This window comes from Humiphilus diazotrophicus (assembly GCF_059726315.1).
Genome location: NZ_AP040869.1, coordinates 447,175 through 469,792 on the forward strand (window position 1 = coordinate 447,175; position 22,618 = coordinate 469,792).

The following is a 22,618-nucleotide window of genomic DNA, read 5'->3' on the forward strand; positions in this document are numbered from 1 at the left end:
CTCCTTTACTGGATCGTAAGATTTACAGAGGTTGACCGGGAAATGCCTGCAGACGTAGCTGTAATTACCAAGGTATAGCTCTTCTGCTTCTGCCCAAAGAAACCGCTGGCAGTAGTTCCACATCCGGAAAGCCCTATCGCGAAGCCGACTCCCAGTAGGACAAGCAATAAGCAACAAGCCAGATGTTTCAACTTCAGGGCAGTCTTCCGCATTTTTGCAGCAAACGGAAGCAGGAGCGTTCCCAGCAGTGTCATACCCAGCTTGCCGTTGAACATCTCATGCTGATGCAACTCAGCCGTTGTCTTGGGCAATACCACAGAGAGAACCACATTCGTGAGCGATGCGCCCGCAGGCAGGTAGCTCGGGTTCAACGTTGCGGTTGCTCCCGGAGGGGCGCCAGTAACGGTGAGGACTACGGGCGCCGCCAATGTGCTTCCATTTGTGGGACCCAATGGTACAGAGAATGTCGCCGTGTCACCGGGCAATACAGTCTGAGTGGGAGTAGTATCTCCACCGCCACCCGAACCTCCGCTACCTCCGCTACCTCCGCTTCCCCCGCCTCCAGGAGTGGGCGCACCCAGAACAAAGTCCTGTACCGTTTCTACAAGAGGAGCACTGGTTGCCGTGGCAAAGTTCGCATCCCCAGAGTAAACAGCCGTAATAGAGTGAATCGCAGAGACGAGGCTGGATGTCGTATAAGTAGCCGACCCCTTTGACAGAGTAATTGTGCTCAGGAGCGTCGTTCCATCATAGAAGCCGACAGAACCGGTTGGCGTACCTACAGATGAAGTTACAGTTGCTGTAAAGGTAACTGCTGTAGTAACGAATACCGGATTGGAAGAACTTACGACGGTAGAAGCCGCACCCGCTTTGGCGACTGTAAAGTCGATGGCCCTTGTAACTGTCGCGTAGGTTGTGGAGTCTGTTGGCGTAAAGGTCACGGTCAAGGCATAGCTTCCCGCTCCCAATACACTTGCACTGGTTACTGTACTGGCGCTTCCACCACTGGGTACCGCCCTGTAGGTGAAGGTTCCGGGGATCGAGGCGCTTCCGCTCGACGCACTGGCATTCAGGATTCCGCTCAGTGTAGAGCCATAGGGAATGGAGGATGAAGGCGGATTCCAGGTGATGGTGGGCGTGATCTGCCCTATTACGATCGATGTTGTGGCCAGGACGCTGGATAACGATGCATAGCTACTATCACCGCTATACGCCACAATTTTCAGTGTGTATGTACCTGCGGCTAGCGTGCTCGGGATGGATACCGTTGCCGTAGAAGAGGTACTTCCGGCAATAAGAGTAAGCACTCCGGACCCAACCTGTGTCCCCGAGGCATTCAGCAGAACATAGCTGACAGTGCCTGAAGGGGCCGAGAGAGTTTGATAGGGCCCTGTCACAGTTACAGAGGCGGAACCGGTCTGGCCGACAGTAACCTGTAGCGCCGGAACAGTTACCGTAACAGCAGCCTTGCTAACGGTCAGTAATTGCGCAGTTGAGGTACTCGACAAGTAGACTCCGCTTACGCCGCTATATACTGCGGTGATGCTGTAATTATTTGCCGTCAAGCTGGTAATCGTATGGGTTGCCACTCCCGAGGCGTTAACAGGTTCCGTACCTAGGAGGGTCGAGCCGTTATAGAAGCTTACAGAGCCCCTAGTCGAGCCGCTCGGCGCGGGAGACACAGTTGCTATGAAGGCAACTGACTGTCCAGTGGTTGGTGAACCCGGAGTTATGGCCAAAGAAGTGGAAGTTGAAGCTCCAGCGACATTCACTGTCAACGTCTGAGTTGCAGAGGTCGATCCAGTAAATCCTGAAGTACCGGAATACACTGCCGATACGCTTATTGTTCCCGCGGTCAAGCTGCTGGTCGTGAACGTGGCAACACCGGAACTGTTTACGCTGGCTGTTCCTAGTAGCGACGTGCCGTTATAAAAACTCACCGTTCCTGTAGATTCTCCAGTCGGTGGAGGCGTTACAGTTGCAGTGAAAGTGGTTGTCTGTCCAGCTGTAGCTGGATTTGGGGTTACAGCCAGCGTCGTTGTGGTAGCAGCATTCACGGTCAGCGTCTGGGCTGAAGATGTTGACGTGTCGTAGCCGGTGTTACCGGAATACGTCGCCGTCACACTCAGCGTTCCTGCTGTCAGGCTGCTGGTGGTGAACGTGGCAACACCGGAGCTGTTCACACTGCCTGTGCCTAAGAGGGTCGTGCCGTTGTAAAAACTCACCGTACCCGTGGGCGTGCCGGTAGGTGTGGGTGACACGGTTGCGGTGAAAGTAACTGCAGTTCCGGGGCCTGCTGGATTGGGGGAAATCTGCAGTGTTGTGGTAGTAATGGCAGCCGTCGCCGTGCCGGAGAGGCTAATGGTATGCGTACCCTGATTGTCGGTGATGGTCAGGGTCTCGCTTAATGAACCGACAGTGGTCGGAGCAAAGACAATACCAAGAATGCAGCTTGCTCCCGGAGCCAGGCTGGTGCTGGTTGTACAGCTATTGTCGACGCCGCTCAGGTTAAAATCGGCTGGCGAAGTCAAGGCGCTGATGGTCAACGTTGCGTTTCCATTGTTTGTAATGGTCACGTTCTGGGAGGAAGAACTCGACCCAAGGGTAGTTGAGGTAAAGGTCAGAGGCGCCGCCGCCATTCCAATTTTGCGGACGACATGATTACCCGTATCGGCGAAATAGAGGTTGCCGAGGCTATCGATTGCCGGGTGTTCCGGAGAGTTAAGCAAGGCAGAAGCTGGAGTACCTCCATCGCCGGAATAGCCGCTGGTATGACCGGTTCCGTCACCTGCCAGCGTCCTGATGATCTGGGTTGAGGCATTGACTTCCCTTAATACGTTGTTGCCGGAGTCTGCGATATAGAGATTCCCGGCGCTATCTACCGCCAGGCCCAGCACACTATTCAATGTCGCGCTGGTGGCGGCGCCGCCGTCTCCGCTGGATCCCGAAACACCGCTTCCTGCAACGGTATTCAGACTTCCTCCGGTGGCGGTAATTTTGCGAACGCGAAAGTTCCCATTATCGGCTATGTATAGGTTTCCAACAGAGTCAATCGTAATCGCCGATGGCAGATTGAGAAGGGAATCGAAGGCGAGAAGGCCGTCTGCACTGGAGCCGGCACTTCCGTTGCCGGCAATGGTATTGATAATTGCCTGATTCGGATCGGGATTGGCCTCCACTCGGCGAATGGCACTGTTCAGATGATCGACGATGAAATAGTTGCCTGTATTGTTGAAGATCAGGTCATCGGGACCTCTCAAGGTCGCGCTGACAGCAAGATCGTTATCGCCCGTATAACCCGGATCTCCGATTCCGGCAACCGTGGAAATATTTGCCGTACTGGCACTTACCTTGCGAATTACATTGTTTTGGGAATCGCTGATGTAGAGATTCCCTGCACTGTCAAACGATATGCCGTCGGGAGTATGCAGTTCGGCCGCGGTAGCCGCATTAGAGTCTCCGCTGTAGCCCGCAGTGCCGTTGCCGGCGATAGTGGTGACGATGTTGGTGCTTGCATCGACGCGTCGGACGACGTTGTTGCCCGTATCGGAAATATAGAGGTTGCCGGCATAGTCTACCGTAACGGCCGCGGGACTATGGAATGTGGCGGCAGTAGCAAGGCCGCTGTCTCCGGAATAACCTGCGGTGCTCGTTCCTGCCACCGTGGTAATCACCGCTGGAGAGAATGCCGCCTGGGGTCCCAAGCCGTCTCCGACCAAACCTACACGGAAGGTCGTCGGCGTTCCGCTGACGGTAGCAGAAATGATCAGTGGAATGTTACGCATTCCCGGATAGAGAGGGCTGAAGGTTGTCGGCAAGGTGCAGTTCGTACCTGCCCCTCCCGCTATCGGCGAACCCACACTGCAACCGGTTCCGCTTAGTGAACCGACGGCATACTCCGCAGTGCCACCTTGAGAAGTGGGTACGGTGATGCTGTTAATCGTGAGCGTTCCTGTGATATCTAGAACCAGATTTTGCGAGCTGGAAGTCGACCCAACTGTGGTGTTGGGAAAGGCAGCCTGCAAGTTTACGGTACGAATCACCGGCATATTCAAATTAAAGGAGGGAACGGCGATATACAGGTTGCCTGTTTTCCTCTCGAAGAGCACATCTGTCGGGGTGTCGAGCAAAGCATTAGTAGCTGCCCCTCCGTCTCCGCTATGCCCTGGGCTTCCGGCGGTCCCAGCCACGGTGGTAATAATATGGCTGATTGCGTCGACCCTCCGAACCGTGTGGTTACCGAAATCCGTGATGTAAAGGTTGTCATTGCTGTCCAGGGTGACGGACCAGGGTGAGTTCAGCTCCGCGCTGGTCGCTGCTCCACCATCTCCTGAGGAGCCGGGTGTTCCATTGCCTGCCACCGTTGAGACGATACCTGTGCCGGCCGCCACCATACGGACGGCATTGTTTCCTCTCTCGCAAATGTAGAGATTACCCTTGGAATCGAACTCGATTCCATTCGGAATATTGAACTTGGTGTTTGTCGCTACATCTCCATCTCCGACGGTGGCGGTTCCGCTGTTGTTTCCCGCGAAGGTACTGATGATATGAGTGGTCGCATCCACCCTTCGAATCACATTGTTCGCGAGATCGGTGATATAGAGATTATCGGAGTGATCTAATGCAATGTAGGATGCACCGCCAAGAGTCGCACTGGTAGCCAGTCCACCATCCCCTGTATAGCCGGGGGTTTTGGGGGTTCCAGCCACGGTAGAGATGATACCCGAGGTATTTACCTTACGGACGACAAAGCCGCCGGTATCGACAATGTAGAGATTGCCTGCCTGGTCGAACCTGACACCTTCCGGGCCACGGAACCTTGCGCTGGTTGCCGGACCGCCGTCTCCGGATTCAACGGAGGGGCCTGGAATACCTGCAATGATTTTCATGATTCCCGTGGTGCGATCGATCTTCCAGACAGCGTTGAGGTTACCGTCGGCGAAATAGAAATTGCCAACCGCATCCGTAGTCATGCCGATAGGCTGTTCCAGCGGCAGAGCTGTCGCCACACCCGGACCGGTGGTGAAACCGAAAGTCCCGTTGCCCGCCAGAGTGCCGATCGATGGCACGAGGGTAATCGATGCACCTGGTCCCGCAAAGGCGGAGGCCACACACATTCCCAAGACAAGAAACGAAAGGCACGCAATTCTTACAGCGCTGCGGCAATTTACAAAAGAAGGACGCACTGTACACTCCAGGTTAGAGGTTCTCCGCCGAGAAATAGACGATGAAGTCGTCCCGGTGCCGAAGAACAATGTAGAGAACGCATACAGCAGGGATCTGCTATAACGAGACTTGATGGCAAATAGGCTCGGGAAAAGACAGGGCAACTCTCGCATGGCGATAACTTCTCTCTTTATATCCACATAAAACACACACGCGATCTAGCCTCTTGCGTGATAAGGACGCTCGATAATTCACATCTACGTCACTCTAAGGCGTAATTATCAGTAGGTCCACCTAATTCTGTATAAATTTTGTTTCTTGAAGTTCCGAATTGGTCTCTGACAGATGCAGCTTCCCCTACCGAGAAATATTGGTTTAATATATGAAATCGATATTGATACTAATACGAGGATATCCTAAAGACAGTCCAGCACTTACCAATAAGGCAGTGCATCATAGAGATCGCAAAGATGCCTTGAGTTGTGGCGCCGTTTCAACCCAGGCGATAGAAGCTGCTATTATCCTCAGCCAGAAAACCAGTGAGACTAAAGTCAACTGAATGTTGAATTCATTTGTATTACAGAAATTTTGTTCCAAGGTGCCATGGAGAGGTATAACTCTTCATGGCTAAAAGACATACCATAATCATTTCCGAGTATCACGCTCTGTCTAGTCCCCTACCAGAATACCCGTTATGTGATGTGCATAGGTGAGGGGAGTTATTGCACAGCAAAGAAAGGAAAGACAAAGCGATAGTGTTGACTCCACCACTTTCGGGATCTGTGCCTTCAGAGCCTTCCCGCATTCAGACCTTGGGACACGTCTCGCAAAGCTTCTTACCAGCCTCAGATTCAACGCTTTGAAAATTTAGGATGATCTCTCGACCGATACTGCGCTAGATGCAAAGTCTATGCAGCTATCAACGGAACTATCTTAACAGCGGCGAATGCTAACATCCTACTGGAAGATGTAGTTAGCGCAACCAGCCGGGCTGACCAACCTGAATACATTCAATTACAGCGGTCTTGGTTGTTCAAGCGGTAAGACATCCGAACCAGGCTCGTTGTAGCTAACAATCAGTTCGCACGAGCACCACAGAGCAACAACTGCTGCTTCGTCAGTAGCAACGGCAACTCTCACTCCCATAATCTCTATAGCATCTATTGTCCAGTTCCGCATAGCGAGTAGGAACAGATTTTTACCGGAAACATGCATATAGGGAGCTAACCGGTAATCTGAGGAATGAGACTCCACGGGAGCGGGCTAAATGCCAGAACCCGCACCATAACTGGCCAGGCATGTGTATCTTTCCATGATGTACTGGCCTGCCGCATGAGATTCATATACTGGCTCGAGACTTAGCCTGGATAGTCTGCCCCTAACCGGGCGTTACTGGTAATGAGAAGAACCAGTGGGATTGCGATTCCATAAATAGTAACCACCGAAAGCCAGATGGCCCCAGGCCATCGTTCCTGAAAGACGAAGTAGATTGTGGAGAAAGCGAGAGGCGCGACAATGGAAGCCAGGCTCATTGCCGATGCTAGGACGCCTTGCAACTGCCCCTGGAGGGCCGCGGGAACCCGCCTTGTGGCTAGCGCCTGAAATGCCGGTGTGCCGATGTCGCCGAAAGAGAATATGGGCATGATGGCGAACACGATCCAGCCGCGAGTAGCGAAAGCCATGGCGACAAGAGCGGTTGAGGCACAGGCAAACCCTACAACTACTGCCCAACGTTCTCCGAGCCATTTCGTCACAGGGCCGGGCAAGAGCGCCTGCATCAGCATATGGCAGACTCCGAATGCGCCCAAGGAAAAGCCTATCCAGAGGCCATTCCATTGGAAGGTGTCGAAACCCCACATCGCCCAGCAAGTACCGTAGGCTTCTCCTGTGGCGCTTATAAGGAAGAAAACAAGAATGACAGGCAGAAGCCCTTTTGTTGCAAAGATCCAACCAAGCGGTCGAAGGGGGTTGAGTGCAGGAAGATCGAACTTCTGGTGGGCAGGCGTGCGAGACTCCGGCAGGAGGAACAAAGCCAGGAAAAGATTGCACGCATTCAGGACGGCTGCAGCAATGAATGGGAGCCGGAGACCATAGTTCCCGAGCAGTCCGCCGAGAACCGGCCCAATGATGAAGCCGATGCCAAACATGGCGTTGAACAGGCCGAAGCGATGGACTCGTTTGTCTTCGGGTGAAATGTCGGTGATGTAGGCCGTTGCCACCGAAATGTTGGCGCTGGTCAGGCCTGCAAGTCCACGGCCGAGGAATAACATCCAAAGCTGCGGCGCAAATGCCATGACAACATAATTGATTGCAGCGCCCGTCAGAGAAATAAGCAGGACGGGACGCCTGCCGACGTTATCACTCAATGCTCCAAGCATGGGCGCAAAGAGAAACTGCATAAACGCATAGAGCGCGGTCATGATCCCGATGTAGGGCGCAACATTATGAGTGTGTGTCATCTGCTCAAGAAGGCGCGGCAGAATAGGAAAGATGATCCCAATCCCAATGGCGTCGAGGGCGATTGCGGTGTAGATAACAAAAAGAGGTCTGTTCATCTTAGGGCTAAATTCACAGGCTTGCCATCAAAGAAGAGTTCACCGGTAGGTCCACCAGGGGCAAGAGTCGCGGCCCACAGGACGCCCTTAGCGGCTTCGGCCGGAGACCGATCATCGTTATCGGCGCCTCTCTCGGGATGAGTGGCTACTCGTCCTGGGTCGACAGCGTTCACTAAGATCGGCGTGTTTGCAAGCGCCGCTGCAAGTGTGGTCGTCAGTGCATTCAGCGTATACTTAGCGAGCGAATACGCTGGCGAGAAGAGAACGTCGGTGCCGAGATTTCCGATCTGTTGGGCTGCGCTACTTGAGACGTTGACGATACGAGCCGCAGGGGCTCGCCTAAGCAGTGGCAGCAGTGCCTGAATAAGCCCCCAACACCCAAACACACTAACCTCGAATGCGGAGTGGAGCACATCAAGATCAACATCGAGAGCAGAACGGGTGAGATAGTCTGGCATGTTGCTCGCATTGTTTACCAGCACATCGAGATGATCGATAGTCCCGGCTAGACAACAAGCAGCTTTGTCAATACTAGTCCGATCAGTGAGATCGAGGCACAGAGCAGTTGCTGTGTGGCCCGCTCGGCGGAGTTCAATGGCAAGCTCTTCCGCGTGACCAATGTCGCGCGCGGTCAGGATGACGTGGTACTCCAATTCGGCAAGTTGCCGAGCTACTTCGAATCCCAGACCGAGCACGCGGCTAGCGCCGGTTACCAAGGCGTTCTGCGCTTTCATCTCTACTTCTCCTTCGAGAAGGCCACGACAATAATGAGCTTGCCCATCACGTGCCCCTCGGCGCTGACTCTCTGCGCCTCTGCCGTTTGTTCAAGCGGGAAAGTCCGTTCCACATGCAAATGGAATCGACCCTCGGAGCAAAGTCGAGCTACTTCGGCAAAAACTCGCTCGGGATCTTTCGGCGGACCATAACAGAACTTCGCGCCGTACCGAGGAGCTGATAAATCAGCGGCAGAAACTACGCGCGCGGGATCGCCAACGATCTTGATCAACTCCGGGATGATTCCCGATCCGGCGAGATCGAGAGCGCGATCCACACCTTCTGGGGACAGCTCTCTTACGCGCATCGCTAAGCCTGATCCGTAGGTGGTCGGAATCGCGCCCAGGCTGCGCAAATAATCATGCTTTGGTGTGCTCGCAGTGCCAATTACGGTCATTCCGCGAAGACGCGCAAACTGGATGACGGCCGAACCAATCCCACCGGCGGCTCCGTTCACCAGAAGCGTCTCACCGGATTGTGCTCCCAATTGCTCAAGACAACGCCATGCCGTTTCGGCAATCACAGGAAGACCGCCAGCGACTTCAAACGGCACACTGGAAGGCATGTGTGCCCAATGCGAGAGAACTGCATATTGAGCCACGGTGTTTATGCCGTAGCCGAAGACGGCGTCACCAACTGCGGTGTTGGAAACCCCGGGGCCAACTTCGTCCACCACGCCCGATGCTTCGAAGCCAACCCCTGATGGCAATGGAACCGGCTCGGAATCGCGAGCGTCTCCCATACGATCTTTCCAGTCTGAAGGATTGACACCGGCGGCGCGAACCGCAATCCGAATTTGGCCCGGACCCGCGTGGGATTCCTCGACTTCGACAACACGCAGAACCTCGGGGCCTCCGTATTCGCTGAATTGGATGGCTTTCATGTACCTCTCCGAATATGTACTCGATTTATATTTGTACTGAGTATAGTCATACTGGATGCTAGTATGTACTCAGTACAAATTCATGTCAAGGATGAATCATGTCCATGCCCTCTGATCGCCGATCTCGCAAGCGCCTCGCTACAAGGCGGGCCATATCGGCCGTAGCCGACCGTCTCTTTCGGGAGCGAGGCTTCGATCATGTAACCGTGGACGAAATCGCGGATGCTGCCGATGTGGGACGAATGACGGTATTCAATTACTTTGCCCGCAAGGAAGACATGTTCTTTGATCGCGATGAAGAGGCACGAGAGGTCCTGCGCGAAGCATTGCGCAAGCGCGATCCCCACATAACTCCGATCGAGACGTTACGCCTCCTCGCTCATCGGCTCGTGAGCGAACGAGTTCCCTACCTTGATTTCTCTATTTCGAGCCAAAGTTTTATCGAAACCGTAGAGCACAGCGAAACTCTCAAAGCCCGTGCCAGGGCGATACGGGACGAACTCGCACAATTACTATCAGAGGCACTATCCGCATCTGTAGGGCGAGAGCCTGCCGATTCCGATGCTCATCTGTTGGCTGGCCTGCAAATGGCGACATGGACCGTGGCTTTCGTCCAGGCACACCGTATCTTTCGACACACTCAGAACACAAAAAAAGCGCGAACAACATTTCTTACCATCGTGGATAAAGGAGCCATCGGATTAAAAGCTGCAATGGCAGGCACACCGTATGCTTGAGCGATTCAAGTCCTATGATCCTGTGGCAACCGCGTATTCCGTAGGTCTGCGAGCAATATCTAACTAGTGACAAATGGAAATGGATGGCCATGATGCAGCTATCGTGCTTGCAGACGTGGACTTAGGTCGATCAGCTCGCAATTGTTCTGGGAAGTGATCGATAAGTCTGGGGAGTGGTGTGCAGGTGTCAAGCGGTCCTACGCCTATAACTCATTTCGCGAAGACTTTGTGAAAGCATTCGTCGAGTATGGGAAGCTACAAAAGTTTAGCAATGGACTTATTCGCGCACAGCTCGTGCGTCTTCCGCCTTGAGTGCACGACGGGGGCAAAACAGCCTCGTCACCAGGACGGTAGAGATTGCAGGGGAAAAGGGACCTCAGCGTACACAAACGCCGGAGATAATTCACGCGGGGAGTCTCGCAAACACTTTGGCTGGCTCAATCCATTTATCGCCGCAGATAATCAGGTACCGAGAGAATTAACCCAGCAAAGGCTTGGTTGGAATGCAGTGATCCAGCTCTCATTCACGATGTTTGCTGTGCTGTGAAAGAGGCCCTCAAACATTTCGCATTGCTGTGGGATGTTCGCATCCCACAGCAATGCCTCTAACTCATCATCAACCCTAACCTAAACTCGTTTACACCAAAGATTTGACACTCCCATGCTCCTCCTGTAACCAACAGAGCACCTGTGTACTCACGCTTCTTGAGAAGAATGCGTCGCTACAATGATGGACCAGAATAATGGAAAAGATTGCATCTAGATCGTGACAGCCTGCTTGCCCAGGCTACCCAGCGCTTTGCGATGAAGGACCCATCAAGGCTGGGTCCTTCGTATTTCGATGTCCACAGTGGCTTAAAACGGTAACAGCAACTCAGTTAGTACCTCATATTGCGCAGGTCCTCAATCAATCCTGGTCCGATTGGCTCCCAGCCCAGCGCTTTGCGTGTCCATTCGCTCGAAGCCGGCATATCCAGCCCAACGAAATGGGCAAACCACCCGAAGTGCTCAACCGCCTTCTTAGGATCAATCGATACAGTCGATAGATTCAGTCCTTCAGCAAGAGTTTCCGCAATCTGCCTTAATGCCACGCCTTCTTCCTGCACCGCGTGATATACCGCCACGCCCCTCCTTGCCCCCTCGACCACCAGACGATACAGGTGAACTACGTCCTTCAGCGGAGCCGCGGCCCAGCGGTTACTGCCATCGCCGATATAAGCAGAGATCCCCTTCTCCCGAGCCATTTGCGTCAGCAGTATCACAAGTCCCTGCTTGCGCGTGTCATGTACCTGAGGTAGCCGTACGATCGCCACATGTACACCTCGTTCGGCGATTGCTCTCGCTGTATCCTCGGGCTGTCGCGGAAGTTCCGTCACGCTCGCCGGAGGATCGTTCTCAGTACGCACATGCCCGCGTCCACCGCTCGTTAATCCGATCCCGGAGGTTACGACCAGCAGCTTTCCGGGTTCTAGGGCTGAACCCAGCGCCTCGACAGCCTTGCGTTCATCCTCTCCATTCTGTGCGAACTTAGAAAAATCGTGGTTGAATGCAAGATTGACAACGGCATCCATACCCACTGCTCCATTGCGTAGGCTGTCCAGATCCTGAAGATTGCCACGATGCACTTCAGCGCCCATGTTCTTCAATTGCTCCGCACTGGCATCACTACGGGCGAGCCCTCGTACTTGGTGGCCCGCCTCGATCAGTTCCTTGACCAGTTCTGTTCCAATAAAGCCTGTTGCTCCTGTCACAAAAACTCGCATAGACTCCCGTCCTTCCATCGTTTGCTGGCCTGAGTACAGAAACTCCATGCCAGGGTTGACGTCAGAGCCCCCGCCAGGTAAAACGGGGACTGTCTCCGAATAATCAGATAAACGGAGACTGTCTCCGGTTACAAAATTTCTGAAAAGAATCTTGATGCCTAAAAAACAGTCTGCAAAGCCTATACAAACACGTAAGCCTCGAGCGGATGCACAGCGCAATCGCGAGCGCATCCTGGAGGTTGCTAAGCTTGCCTTTACCCGGCACGGAGCAGAGGCTTCGCTGGATGATATCGCTCGTCAAGCGGGTATCGGTTCCGGCACACTTTACCGCCATTTCCCAACCCGCGACGCCTTGATCGAAGCCGTTTACGCCAGTGAAGTCGCAAAGCTCACTGCTGCCGGGCAGCGTTTCGTGGTCGAGCTACCTCCGCTCGATGCGCTTCGAGCCTGGATGATTCTCTTCATCGATCACGTAGCCGGTAAGAAACTCATTCTTCCAGCTATGGACACCGTCGCGGGCGGTTCCAAGCGACTCATCGAAGGTGCGCAAGGTCGTATTCACGGTACATTTCTTTCGTTGGTCCAGCGGGCCATCCATAGTGGGGATCTGCGTTCAGACACTGAACCGAGCGACTTCGTCCGTGCTCTCGTCGGGACCTTTCACACGATGGCGCTGCCAGGTTGGGAAGCGAGCGCCCGCAGAATCGTCGACATTCTCATTGCAGGTTCCAAGTCGGAGAGAAAATAGGTATTGGGAAGCTGGCTCGCCAGCCTCGCAGCAGGTATGGTCGATGTCTGCGAGAAACGCCGCAAAGCCGACACAATAGGATTTATTCCAAACACCCGCAGCGGATTTCTGAAGCGGCCCAATCAAAATCATCTATCACAGTGCTACTGGTAGTCGTGAAGCCTCCGTTACTCCAGTTCGAACTTCCGTTGCGGTATTTTTCTCCGCACCCCCCTTTTGAGAATGCGCCCTTTTGGCGATCTGCTCTTGGGCGGCGCGCACGCCTCTGGAAGTCTGGCCCCGGACCGCACCGGCCTGGGAGGTGCAAATGCGTTCTCGTTTCAAACTGGAGGTGGATTTGATATCCCTTTAGGTCAGAGGTGGACCCTGGTTCCTTTCCGCGCAACATACCTGCTCACAACCTTCTCAAACGGACGAGACGAGCATCAGAACGATCTGCGTCTGTCGACAGGCATCCAAGTACGCTTGGGAGGCCGTTAGCTATGGATACAGGAGACCGCGAATAATCCCATTTGCGGATGTCGGTGGTTCTAATTCAATATCTAATTCAACATTGCAGTTTCGTCCCCATTATAAGGAGGTCGCTAGATGTCTCGTTCAAGAGTGAATCATATCTTCTGGCCGATTATCACCACGCTGTATCGCGTGGCCAAATGACAAGCTCAACATGGATGCCCAGGAAGTGAAAACTTTGGTCAGACACTGGTTCCTTTATGACTGGGCTCGTGTGGGCGTAATTGCGGTTGGTTCCCTTTCTTCACTTAAGGCAATCAGTACGTCATACCGCGGTTAACAAGTTGCTGGATAGAGAGCGAATAGGCTTCGTCTCTCCCCAAAGTGGCCGGAAACGGATAACCGCTTCCTGCTCCCACAGAGAGTGTAGAGGGCAAGCCCTCGGATGAATGAGCTATATCTAATAACTCCAACCTTTGTTACGTACGCCTGTTTTAGCAGGCATTTCCAATTCGTGACATGTTGTGTCACGAATTGATCTGGACACACCATCGCAACTGCGCCTCATCCATCACTAGATCTCTATAACTCATATGTTATTGAGATGAACAGGAAATCTCACTGTACAGCGTCAGACATTCATCGGAACCTAGTCGGCGAAATGTAGCAAACAAGGCCGACTCGATAATTTACCTTAACTCTACCAAACAGTTCGTTGATACTTGGTTCATCGACACGTCGCTTCGTCCGTAGCTGTTGAATCTGTTGGGAATCTGCAATAACCTGGACTTGGCGGCCGATTGGAAAATACGGCATCTCTATATTTACTCAGATTTACAGCCGAGAAGCAGCTGCCAACGGAATGGCAAGCCCCAATGACATAGTTATTATTCGGGGTTCGCCATTATGAACACAAGTGTTCAATACTGTCAACAAAACCTTTTTCTTACCATGCGTTCAGAAATCTGTTGACAGCTGATTGAACACTATTGTTCAATCTCAATTCGATGGCGAGACACGCATTCTTCCCCAAGCCCCTCACCACAGCTCAGCAGCGTATTCAGATGGCGGCCCTGCGTCTGTTTACCGAAAAAGGCATACACGACGTGAGTGTGCGCGATCTAGCACTCAAGGCTAGAGTTGCACGCGGCACGGTCTACAACAACGATCAGCAATCCATGAAGGACGTCTTCGAGGAGATCGTAAGCCGCCTTAGCACAGAGATGTTCGAGCGCGTAAGTAGGTCACTTGCACACATCGAAGACCCGGTACTGAGGCTGTCTGCTGGAATGCGTTTTTTTGTGCGCCGCGCGCACGAAGAACCTGAGTGGGGCGCTTTTATTGTACGGTTCGCGCTCAATGACGACACCTTGCGCAAGATGTGGAGCGGACACCCACGTAAAGATATTGCAAATGGAATTGCAGCAGGCCGTTACAAGTTGCACCCGGAGCAGGTGCCAACCGCGATCATGCAGATCGGCTGCAGCACTCTCGGAGCCATGTTTCTGGTTTTGAATGGACATCGCAGTTGGAAGACAGCAGGGTCGGATGCTGTCGAGCTAACACTTCGGGCGTTTGGAATACCGCACAAAGCAGCTAGAACAGCAGCCATCACCGACCTGCCTGCGCTACTGACAATCGATTGATTCGGGCCACATAGTTCATAGGCTCTGGCACACTTCCCCTGCACTAATATGCCGGAGACTACGGAGGGTCGATGCAGCCTGTCCTTAGCACTTCGCAACCTGCGCGTCACATCCGTCCACTCGTGAAGGCGACAAGTCTCGCGCATCTTATTTTTGAAAGACCAGACCTTAACCTCGCAGAGCGTTTTCTTACGGACTTTGGTTTAGTGGTTATACGTAAATCTCCGGAAATTCTCTATCTTCGCGGAGCGGGTCCGGCGGCGTATTGTTATCGAATCCACAAGGCCAGACGGCCAAGGTTTGTCGGTTTTGGATTAAATGTTGCTTCGGATTTTGATTTGCAAGTCCTTACGGAGCTTGCAGGAGCACCCAAAATAGAAGTTGCTCCTCACCCGGGTGGGGGCAATTTCACAGGTCTCCACGATCCCTCGGGCTTCACAGTGGAAGTAATCCACGGACGCGCGGATGCCAAGAAACTGGAGTACAGAGCTCCGTTAAGTCTGAATCAGGGTATACAGCCTACGCGCATCAATAGCGCACAGCGGCCGCCGGCTTGCCCTCCTGAGATCTACAAGCTCGGTCACATCGTATTAGAAGTAGTCGAATACCAGAAGACATGCGAGTGGTACACGTATCACTTCGGATTCATTCCCAGTGACGTTCAGGTGTTACCTGATGGTTCGCCCGTAGTCACCTTCATGCGCCTCGACCTTGGTTCTCAGCCTGCAGATCACCACACTCTGGCTATCGCCCAAGGTTTCATTCCTGGATACAGCCACAGTGCATACGAGGTTGTCGATGCTGACGCCATCGGTATGGGCCAAAAGATCCTGCGCGAACGTGGATGGAAACACGCATGGGGAATTGGACGTCACATCCTCGGTAGCCAGCTCTTCGATTATTGGCAAGACCCCTGGGGAGATAAGCACGAGCACTATTGCGACGGCGATATGTTCACTACGGAAAAGCCAATGGGCATCGGATTCGCAAGTCCTGAAGCAATGGCACAGTGGGGACAGCGCATGCCGGCTAGTTTTAACCGCCCGAAGCTGACGCCCGAAACTGTCGCAGGTTTCATCTGCGGTCTCCGCCATTCGCCTGACGTGACGCTCAGGAAAGTGATCGCACTGGCTAAGCTCTTCGCGATGTAATGCGCGCCTCTGACGCGCCAACCTTGGATTTATCAAAGGGATCTTACTGAATGGCAACTATAGTTGTTCGCTATGAATTTGAGGGTCAAACCGGATGGGGCGCAGTGATAGGGGATCACCTGCAAGTTCTCTGCAGTGGCCCCATCTCCACAGGCGATTTCGTCCGCCATTTCCAGCCCGACTGGACACCGTCTGACAGAGAACCTGTGATTCCTTTCGCAAGCGTTCGGATTCTAGCTCCGATTACGCGCGATCAGCAGTTCCTCTGCCTTGGCGCAAATTACCGCCAGCACATGATTGAGTCAGGAATCAATCCGAACGTGAAGCGTTTCAACATGATTTTTTCTAAGTCTTTGTCCAGCGTCGTGCCGTTTGACAGTAAGCTCATCAAACCACGTTGCGTGCGATTCCTCGATTACGAAATCGAACTCGGGATCGTGATTGGGAAGGCCATTACGCGCCCTACCAAAGTGACAGAGAAAAACCTGGGTGATTACGTAGCGGGTATCGTGATGTTGAATGACTACTCCGCACGCGATATCCAGATACCCGAAGGTCAGTTTTACAAGGGCAAAAGCTTCCGAACATTTGCTCCTATAGGTCCATATCTCTGTCTACTGCAGCGCGAAGAAATGCACTATCTTCGGAACTTCCAACTTTTACTGACCGTGAATGGCGAAATTCGGCAGAGAGACTGTACAGCAAACATGGTGCACGGTCCGGCAGAAACCCTGACGGAACTATCCGGTATTCACGACCTAGCTCCTGGCGACCTGATCGCAACCGGAACTCCTTCTGGTTGCGCGTTGATCGTACCTACGCCCTTCAAGCAGCGGCTCGTCGGGTTACTTCCCGAGAAAAAGAAATGGGAACTCTTCATGAAGCTTCAGGCGCGGCGGAAGCAATATCTGAAGCCTGGTGACTTGGTGGAATCCCATATTTATAGCCTGGATAACCGCATCGATCTCGGTATTCAACATAACCTCGTGGTGGAAGAAGTCTAATGGCAATCCGCGATATTACAGATATTCTGCAAATAGAATCGGTGCCGCTCAATGAGCGCCATCTCCCTACCAGTACATATGCAGCAATCGAGCAACAGGCGAAACAGACACCGAAACGAACAGCACTGACGTTCTTCTTTGATGGTGGACAGTTCGAGAAATCCAGATCGTGGACCTATGACGAGCTGTTTGCCAATATTACGCGTGCAGCGAATCTTTTCACGTCGATTGGGGCAACATCCCGGGACATCATCGCGTTTATCCTCCCCAATCTTCCTGAAACCCATTTCACCATTTGGGGCGGCGAAGCAGCGGGAATCACGATGGCTATCAACCCATTGCTTGATGGACTGCAGATCAGAAACCTGCTGAATGCAGCTCGTGCGAAGGTTGTCGTCACGCTTGCGCCTACTCCTGGAATTAATGTATGGCAGAAGATCGCGGCAGAATTGGACAACCTTCCTCATGTGAAAGCAATCGTCTGGATCAACATGGGGCCGTACGTTTCGCTGCCCAAGAGGGCGGTTCTTCGTATGCTTGCCTGGAGAGAGCGCCGCAGACATTCCCGACATTGCATTCTCGATTTTGCAAGCTCAATAAAGAATCAACCCCAGGAGGCCCTTATCAGTGCCCGAGTGATTTTGCCCACAGACCGGTCCTCGTACTTCTGCACAGGTGGCACCACCGGGTCGCCGAAGATCGCGTGTCGCACACACCGCTCGGAAGTTTTCGACGCATGGGCAGGAATGCAAGCACTCGGAGTACGGGAGCGAGGAGTCTTTTTTTGCGGACTACCGCTCTTCCATGCCAATGGGCAACTTGTGACAGGACTCTTGCCGTGGATGCGCGGAGATGAAGTCATCCTGGGCACAGCACAAGGATACCGTGGCAACCAGGTTCTTCAGCAATTTTGGAAGATTGTAGAACATTATCACATCAACTTTTTTTCGGCGGTCCCCACCATCTTTGCAACTCTGCTCAATCAACAATTGGATGATATAGACGTCTCGAGCCTGGAATACGCGGTATGCGGAGCGGCACCAATGCCTCCAGAATTATTTCGCAAATTTGAAAGTGTAACAGGCATTCGAATTCTGGAAGGCTACGGATTGACAGAGGGCGCTTGTGTTTCCACAATCAACCCTCCGGCTGGAGAACGCCGCATCGGCTCCGTGGGCCTACGCCTACCCTATCAAGAGTTGCGTGTGGCTATTCTCGATGAACACAATAGTTACGTTCGTGACGCTGCAATCAATGAAATTGGTGCTGTGCTGATCCACGGGCCGAACGTATTCGAAGGTTATCTCAACAACGAAAACGATACATCGATCTGGGTTGAATGGGAAGGTAGAAGGTGGCTGAATACTGGGGACCTCGGACGTCACGATGCGGACGGATATCTTTGGCTTACTGGTCGCAAGAAGGAATTGATTATCCGTAGTGGTCATAACATCGACCCGTTGTCTATCGAGGAACCTCTCTTGCAACATCCAGATGTGCACATGGTAGCAGCAATTGGGAGTCCAGATCCCAACGCGGGAGAAGTACCAGTCGCATATGTACAGTTGCGTGCCGGAGCAGACACATCCGAAGAGGCACTTCTCGATCATGCACGGGCCACTATCGGCGAGCGTGCGGCATGGCCCAAAGCTATTCGCTTTGTCGATCAGATGCCGCAGACTGCAATCGGCAAACTGAACAAGCTCGTACTGAAAAACCAAGAGATTCGTCTCACTGTACTGCGGGCACTTCAGGAATCCGGCTTGCACAGCAGCAAGGTTGATATTGTCCAGGACCAGCAGACAGGCCTGAAAGTCTGTGTTACAACCGAGTCGGCACAAGCAAAATCGCAAGCGGAGGAATTACTTGCGTCGTATCCTCTCACCTGTTTGGTCTCCTTTGCCAAGTCCAGTATTGATCAAACACTCGCAGAGTCCGCCTGAGTCTGGCCGTTCTCTGTTCGTTTGCGCACACATCCATAGGAGGAAGAGTTATGAAGGAGAACGTTCACGACTGTGACGTCGTGATCATTGGCCTTGGACCAACCGGCCTGGTTCTCGCCAATCTGCTTGGCAGACGCGGATGGTCCGTAGTTGGATTTGAGCGCGATGTCGACATCTACTACGCTCCTCGTGCCGTCCACTTCGACGACGAGATCATGCGGGTATTTCAGGAGATCGGGCTGCACGAGGAAATGTGTCGATCATGCGAGCCGTTTCAGAACATGGAGATCACGCTCGAGCCCGGCGGCAAGCCGATCTTCCGCACGAAAGTCGGAGTGCAGGATCGCAGGCACGGCTTTGACGGAGCATGGTGGTTTCACCAACCAACACTGGAGCGGCATCTTCGCACGTCCATCAAGCGCTATTCCAAGGTAACTCCGCTCTACGGAGCCGCAGTTACCGAGATAGTTCAGAATGATGATGACGTAACCGTTACAGGTACTACTTCCGATGGGAAGACACTCTCTGTTCGCGCACGCTTTGCAATTGGTTGCGATGGCGGACGCAGCTTCACGCGCAAGACCGCGGGTCTGGTACTCGACAGCGCTGATTTCGACGAAGCCTGGGTGGTAGTAGATACAAAGACTAAGTCGGGCAAAAAAGACCCCTCACTGCCTACAACTCACTTCCAATGCTGTGATCCCAAACAGCCTGTCACCTACGTACCACTTACAGGACCATACTACGAATTCCAGTTCATGGTAACTGACGACAAGCCGGAGAAGGAAGTGACAGATCCTATCCGCGTTCGTCAGCAACTTCGCGCCTTTGCCGATATTTCCAAGCTGGAAATTATTCGTATCGCATACTACCGCTTCCACGCGTTATGGGCGCGCAAATGGCGCAACGGGCGCATCGTACTCGCAGGAGATAGCGTTCATCAGATGCCTCCATTTCTAGGTCAAGGAATGTGTTCGGGGGTCCGCGATGCCGAAAGTCTTAGCTGGCGTCTCGATCTCGCACTGAAAGGATACGAGTATGAAAGCCTGTTCGATAATTATGAACGCGAACGCAGAGACCACGTGCAACAGATCATCAAGGGCGCAATGTTCTTGGGGAATCGTATTCAGACGAGAAATCGGTTGATGGCCATTCTGCGCAACAATCTTGTTTTTCGTCCCTGTCATTGGATACCAGCATTCAATGGTCTTTTGTTGTGGGCGGCAAATCGCAAACGACCGCTTAAAGACGGATTCTTCGGTAAGAATAGGCCACGCTTAGCAGGGCATCTGTTCCCTCAGCCCATTGTAACGCGCAACGATGGACCTCCTATCTTACTGGACGAGGTTATCGGACAGAGCTTCGCTGTGATTGCCCGGCAAGGAGTCATCAGCTCGCTTTCGCTGGAGATTCGGGAGCTGGCCGATAATCTTCCCCTACGATTTGTAACCTTCGCGGCAAGGCCTGACGCCAAAATCGTAGGTGATAAGAACGGTGCATTACAACAATGGTTCGCAGACGCTAAGGCGGATTTCGCACTGATCAGGCCGGACCGGTATGTGTACGACGCTGGCCGGGCGGAACAACTCGGCTCTGTGTTCCAAATGTTGCTCGGATCGCTACCGCACCAGAAACATGCGGAGGTAGTCGCATGATTCATACGCCCGTTTTGATTTGCGGCGGCGGTCCGGTGGGGCTTACGCTCGCACTCGCGCTCAGTCGTCAGGGAGTCGCATCGATCGTGGTCAATGACCGTGCCGAAACCACCCGCCATCCCAAATTAGATGTTGTGAATTGCCGCTCGATGGAAATCTACCGGCAACTTGGTCTTGCAGACAAAATTCGCGATGTCGGCAATCCACGTACCGCAAATCAATACGTCGGATTTGCAGCCAGCGCTGCGGGACCATGGTACAGCGTAATAAAGGATCGTCACCCAGTCTATCGTCCTGTTGCAGAAGCATCCCTAGTTATTCGCAAAACTGCAGATGGTAGCCTTCCTCTCGAATCCATGCAGCGTATTGCACAAATGCACCTCGAACCCGTTCTACTCGCCGAAGCCAAAGACGATCCTAATATCGACGTGCGCTTTGGTTGGTCCCTCTACGGGTTTGAACAGGACGACTCAGGAGTAACTTCGCATATTGACGAAATAGCTACCAGTTGTCACGAACAGATTCGCAGCGAGTATCTTGTGGGTTGCGATGGCCCCAATAGCCGCGTGCGTAACTTCCTCAATATCGACTATGACGGTACACGCGACATTCTAGGCGAACTCTTCATCATTCATCTCCGCTCCAATGAAATCGCTAAACTGTATCCGAATCGACAGCCTTATTGGCACACATGGATCTCACGTCCAGGCTATCTCTGCTTGCTGGTCTCACCAGATGCAGAACGGGCTGATTTCGTTCTGCACCGCCCTTTCGCTCCGCGTAATGGCGAGAAGCTCGAGGCAATCGTCGATGCGGCACTCGGTCAGAAGATAGCCTACGAAATCGTCCGTAGTGGATCGTGGCGGCCCCAATTCCTGGTAGCTCGCAGCTTCGGCCGCAAGCGCGTATATCTCGCAGGTGACGCGACCCACCAATACATGCCCACTGGAGGACTCGGCATGAATACAGGGATTGCTGAAGCTCACAATCTTGCATGGAAACTCGCGGCCATAATTCATGGCTGGGGTGGACAGGCACTGATTGACAGCTATGAAGCCGAACGATTGCCAATCGCACTCCGTAACCGCGAGCATGTCAAACGATGCGCCGCAGCAGCATTCGAGATCAACTTCCCAGTTTGTAAGGAAGCATTGAATGACAACTCCAACGGAAGTGCATGTCGAGCCAGGATTGGAGCCAATTTTGAGGAGAGAATCTCGAGGCTCTATGAATCACTTGGTATAGAGATTGGCTACGTGTACGAACAATCTCCGGTCATCATCTCCGATGGAAGGTGCTCCTGCCAAAACAATAACGAGGTTCAATACACACCGTCGACGACGCCCGGCGCACGGCTTCCCAGCGTCTTTCTTGCTGACGGGTCTGCACTCTTCGATCACCTCTCACCGGATAAATTCACTTTGCTCGTGTGCGAGGACCCAAGCCACAACGTGCTTCCGCTAACAACTGCAGCAGCCGACAGGAAGATACCATTGGCGGTGTTGCCAGTTCCAGATCTGCGACTACGCGCAACCTACTTCAGCAGATACGTCCTTGTGCGCCCCGATCAACATATTGCGTGGCGTGGCGAGGTTCTGCCTGCAGTTCCTGATCGTATCCTCGATCATATTCGTGGCATGGAGCCGTCGTTATGAAAACGAAAATTGACGACTTCAAACTGCTGCCGCTGCTCGCAGCTACTAAATGGATGATTCTGCGTGCGGCTAAACGCTCGCCGCGTATTCGCGCCCTTTTGCGACAAGAACAATTTGTCTTTCAAATCATGACTGGTGGCGGGGTGGGCGGTTATCTGGTGTTGCACCACGGTCACCTACAGCTTCGCTGGGGACTCCACAAGAAACCGGACTTCTTGCAGATATGGCGAAGCGGCAGCGACGCTGTCTACATTCTGGCCAGTCGTGATGCAGCGTCCATGCTTCGCGGCTACGAAGAGGGCCGCTACACCATGCAGGGCAATTTCACAATCGCACTCTGGTTTAATGAAGTGATGCAGCTCGCACGCCGACCTGAGACCGAGCCCGGAAGATAGCGGGCTCGATGAAAACGGTCTAGAAGCTTCTGGATATTGGGAGACCACAAGCTGGATGAAATATTTATTCTCAGCTTGAGTGACATGACC

The 22,618-nt window shown here is 53.1% G+C and carries 15 protein-coding genes; 10 read left to right on the plus strand and 5 right to left on the minus strand.

Going from position 1 to position 22,618, the window contains the following annotated elements:
- Positions 1-5 precede the first annotated feature (5 nt).
- The 4 genes from AC6I7T_RS01615 to AC6I7T_RS01630 all read right to left on the minus strand — a co-directional run bounded on the left by AC6I7T_RS01615 (position 6) and on the right by AC6I7T_RS01630 (position 9,378).
- Positions 6-5,111: an Ig-like domain repeat protein gene (locus tag AC6I7T_RS01615; protein ID WP_497788046.1), complete on the minus strand. Its 5,106-nt coding sequence runs from the start codon at positions 5,109-5,111 to the stop codon at positions 6-8.
- 1,413 nt (positions 5,112-6,524) lie between these two features.
- Entirely contained in the window at positions 6,525-7,721 is a 1,197-nt protein-coding gene (locus AC6I7T_RS01620) for a TCR/Tet family MFS transporter (RefSeq protein WP_497788047.1), read from the minus strand.
- Positions 7,718-8,455 (minus strand): SDR family NAD(P)-dependent oxidoreductase, encoded by a 738-nt coding sequence (locus AC6I7T_RS01625; RefSeq protein ID WP_497788048.1) that lies wholly within the window; start codon positions 8,453-8,455, stop codon positions 7,718-7,720. Before AC6I7T_RS01625 ends, AC6I7T_RS01620 begins: the two co-directional genes overlap by 4 nt.
- 2 nt (positions 8,456-8,457) lie before the next feature.
- Positions 8,458-9,378 carry an NADP-dependent oxidoreductase gene (locus tag AC6I7T_RS01630; protein WP_497788049.1) on the minus strand — a complete coding sequence of 307 codons (921 nt, stop codon included), beginning with the start codon at positions 9,376-9,378 and terminating at the stop codon, positions 8,458-8,460.
- 98 nt (positions 9,379-9,476) lie between these two features.
- Here AC6I7T_RS01630 and AC6I7T_RS01635 point away from each other — a divergent pair, with 98 nt between their 5' ends.
- The gene (locus tag AC6I7T_RS01635) at positions 9,477-10,115 is read left to right on the plus strand and encodes a TetR/AcrR family transcriptional regulator (protein WP_497788050.1); all 639 of its coding nucleotides are present in this window, start codon (positions 9,477-9,479) and stop codon (positions 10,113-10,115) included.
- A gap of 878 nt (positions 10,116-10,993) precedes the next feature.
- Here AC6I7T_RS01635 and AC6I7T_RS01640 read toward each other — a convergent pair.
- Positions 10,994-11,878: an SDR family oxidoreductase gene (locus tag AC6I7T_RS01640; RefSeq protein WP_497788051.1), complete on the minus strand. Its 885-nt coding sequence runs from the start codon at positions 11,876-11,878 to the stop codon at positions 10,994-10,996.
- Positions 11,879-12,032: 154 nt separating this feature from the next.
- On the opposite strand from AC6I7T_RS01640, the gene AC6I7T_RS01645 reads away from it, so the two are divergent.
- The 9 genes from AC6I7T_RS01645 to AC6I7T_RS01685 all read left to right on the plus strand — a co-directional run bounded on the left by AC6I7T_RS01645 (position 12,033) and on the right by AC6I7T_RS01685 (position 22,528).
- Positions 12,033-12,626 carry a TetR/AcrR family transcriptional regulator gene (locus tag AC6I7T_RS01645; protein ID WP_497788052.1) on the plus strand — a complete coding sequence of 198 codons (594 nt, stop codon included), beginning with the start codon at positions 12,033-12,035 and terminating at the stop codon, positions 12,624-12,626.
- Positions 12,627-12,848: 222 nt separating this feature from the next.
- A complete protein-coding gene (locus tag AC6I7T_RS01650; RefSeq protein WP_497788053.1) occupies positions 12,849-13,106 on the plus strand; it encodes a hypothetical protein in 258 nt (85 codons plus the stop codon).
- A 980-nt stretch (positions 13,107-14,086) separates the two neighbouring features.
- Complete coding sequence (locus AC6I7T_RS01655; RefSeq protein WP_497788054.1) at positions 14,087-14,725, plus strand: TetR/AcrR family transcriptional regulator; 639 nt, start codon at positions 14,087-14,089, stop codon at positions 14,723-14,725.
- Between the two features lie 71 nt (positions 14,726-14,796).
- Positions 14,797-15,876 (plus strand): VOC family protein, encoded by a 1,080-nt coding sequence (locus tag AC6I7T_RS01660; RefSeq protein WP_497788055.1) that lies wholly within the window; start codon positions 14,797-14,799, stop codon positions 15,874-15,876.
- 50 nt (positions 15,877-15,926) lie between these two features.
- Positions 15,927-16,880 carry a fumarylacetoacetate hydrolase family protein gene (locus AC6I7T_RS01665; protein ID WP_497788056.1) on the plus strand — a complete coding sequence of 318 codons (954 nt, stop codon included), beginning with the start codon at positions 15,927-15,929 and terminating at the stop codon, positions 16,878-16,880.
- Positions 16,880-18,823: an acyl-CoA synthetase gene (locus AC6I7T_RS01670; protein ID WP_497788057.1), complete on the plus strand. Its 1,944-nt coding sequence runs from the start codon at positions 16,880-16,882 to the stop codon at positions 18,821-18,823. The genes AC6I7T_RS01665 and AC6I7T_RS01670 overlap by 1 nt, the downstream gene beginning before the upstream one ends.
- A 50-nt stretch (positions 18,824-18,873) precedes the next feature.
- Positions 18,874-20,478, plus strand: a complete 1,605-nt coding sequence (locus AC6I7T_RS01675) for a bifunctional 3-(3-hydroxy-phenyl)propionate/3-hydroxycinnamic acid hydroxylase (RefSeq protein ID WP_497788058.1) — start codon at positions 18,874-18,876, stop codon at positions 20,476-20,478.
- Entirely contained in the window at positions 20,475-22,133 is a 1,659-nt protein-coding gene (locus tag AC6I7T_RS01680) for an FAD-dependent monooxygenase (RefSeq protein ID WP_497788059.1), read from the plus strand. Before AC6I7T_RS01675 ends, AC6I7T_RS01680 begins: the two co-directional genes overlap by 4 nt.
- Positions 22,130-22,528, plus strand: coding sequence for a hypothetical protein (locus AC6I7T_RS01685; RefSeq protein ID WP_497788060.1), 399 nt, complete (start codon positions 22,130-22,132; stop codon positions 22,526-22,528). The genes AC6I7T_RS01680 and AC6I7T_RS01685 overlap by 4 nt, the downstream gene beginning before the upstream one ends.
- Positions 22,529-22,618 lie beyond the last annotated feature (90 nt).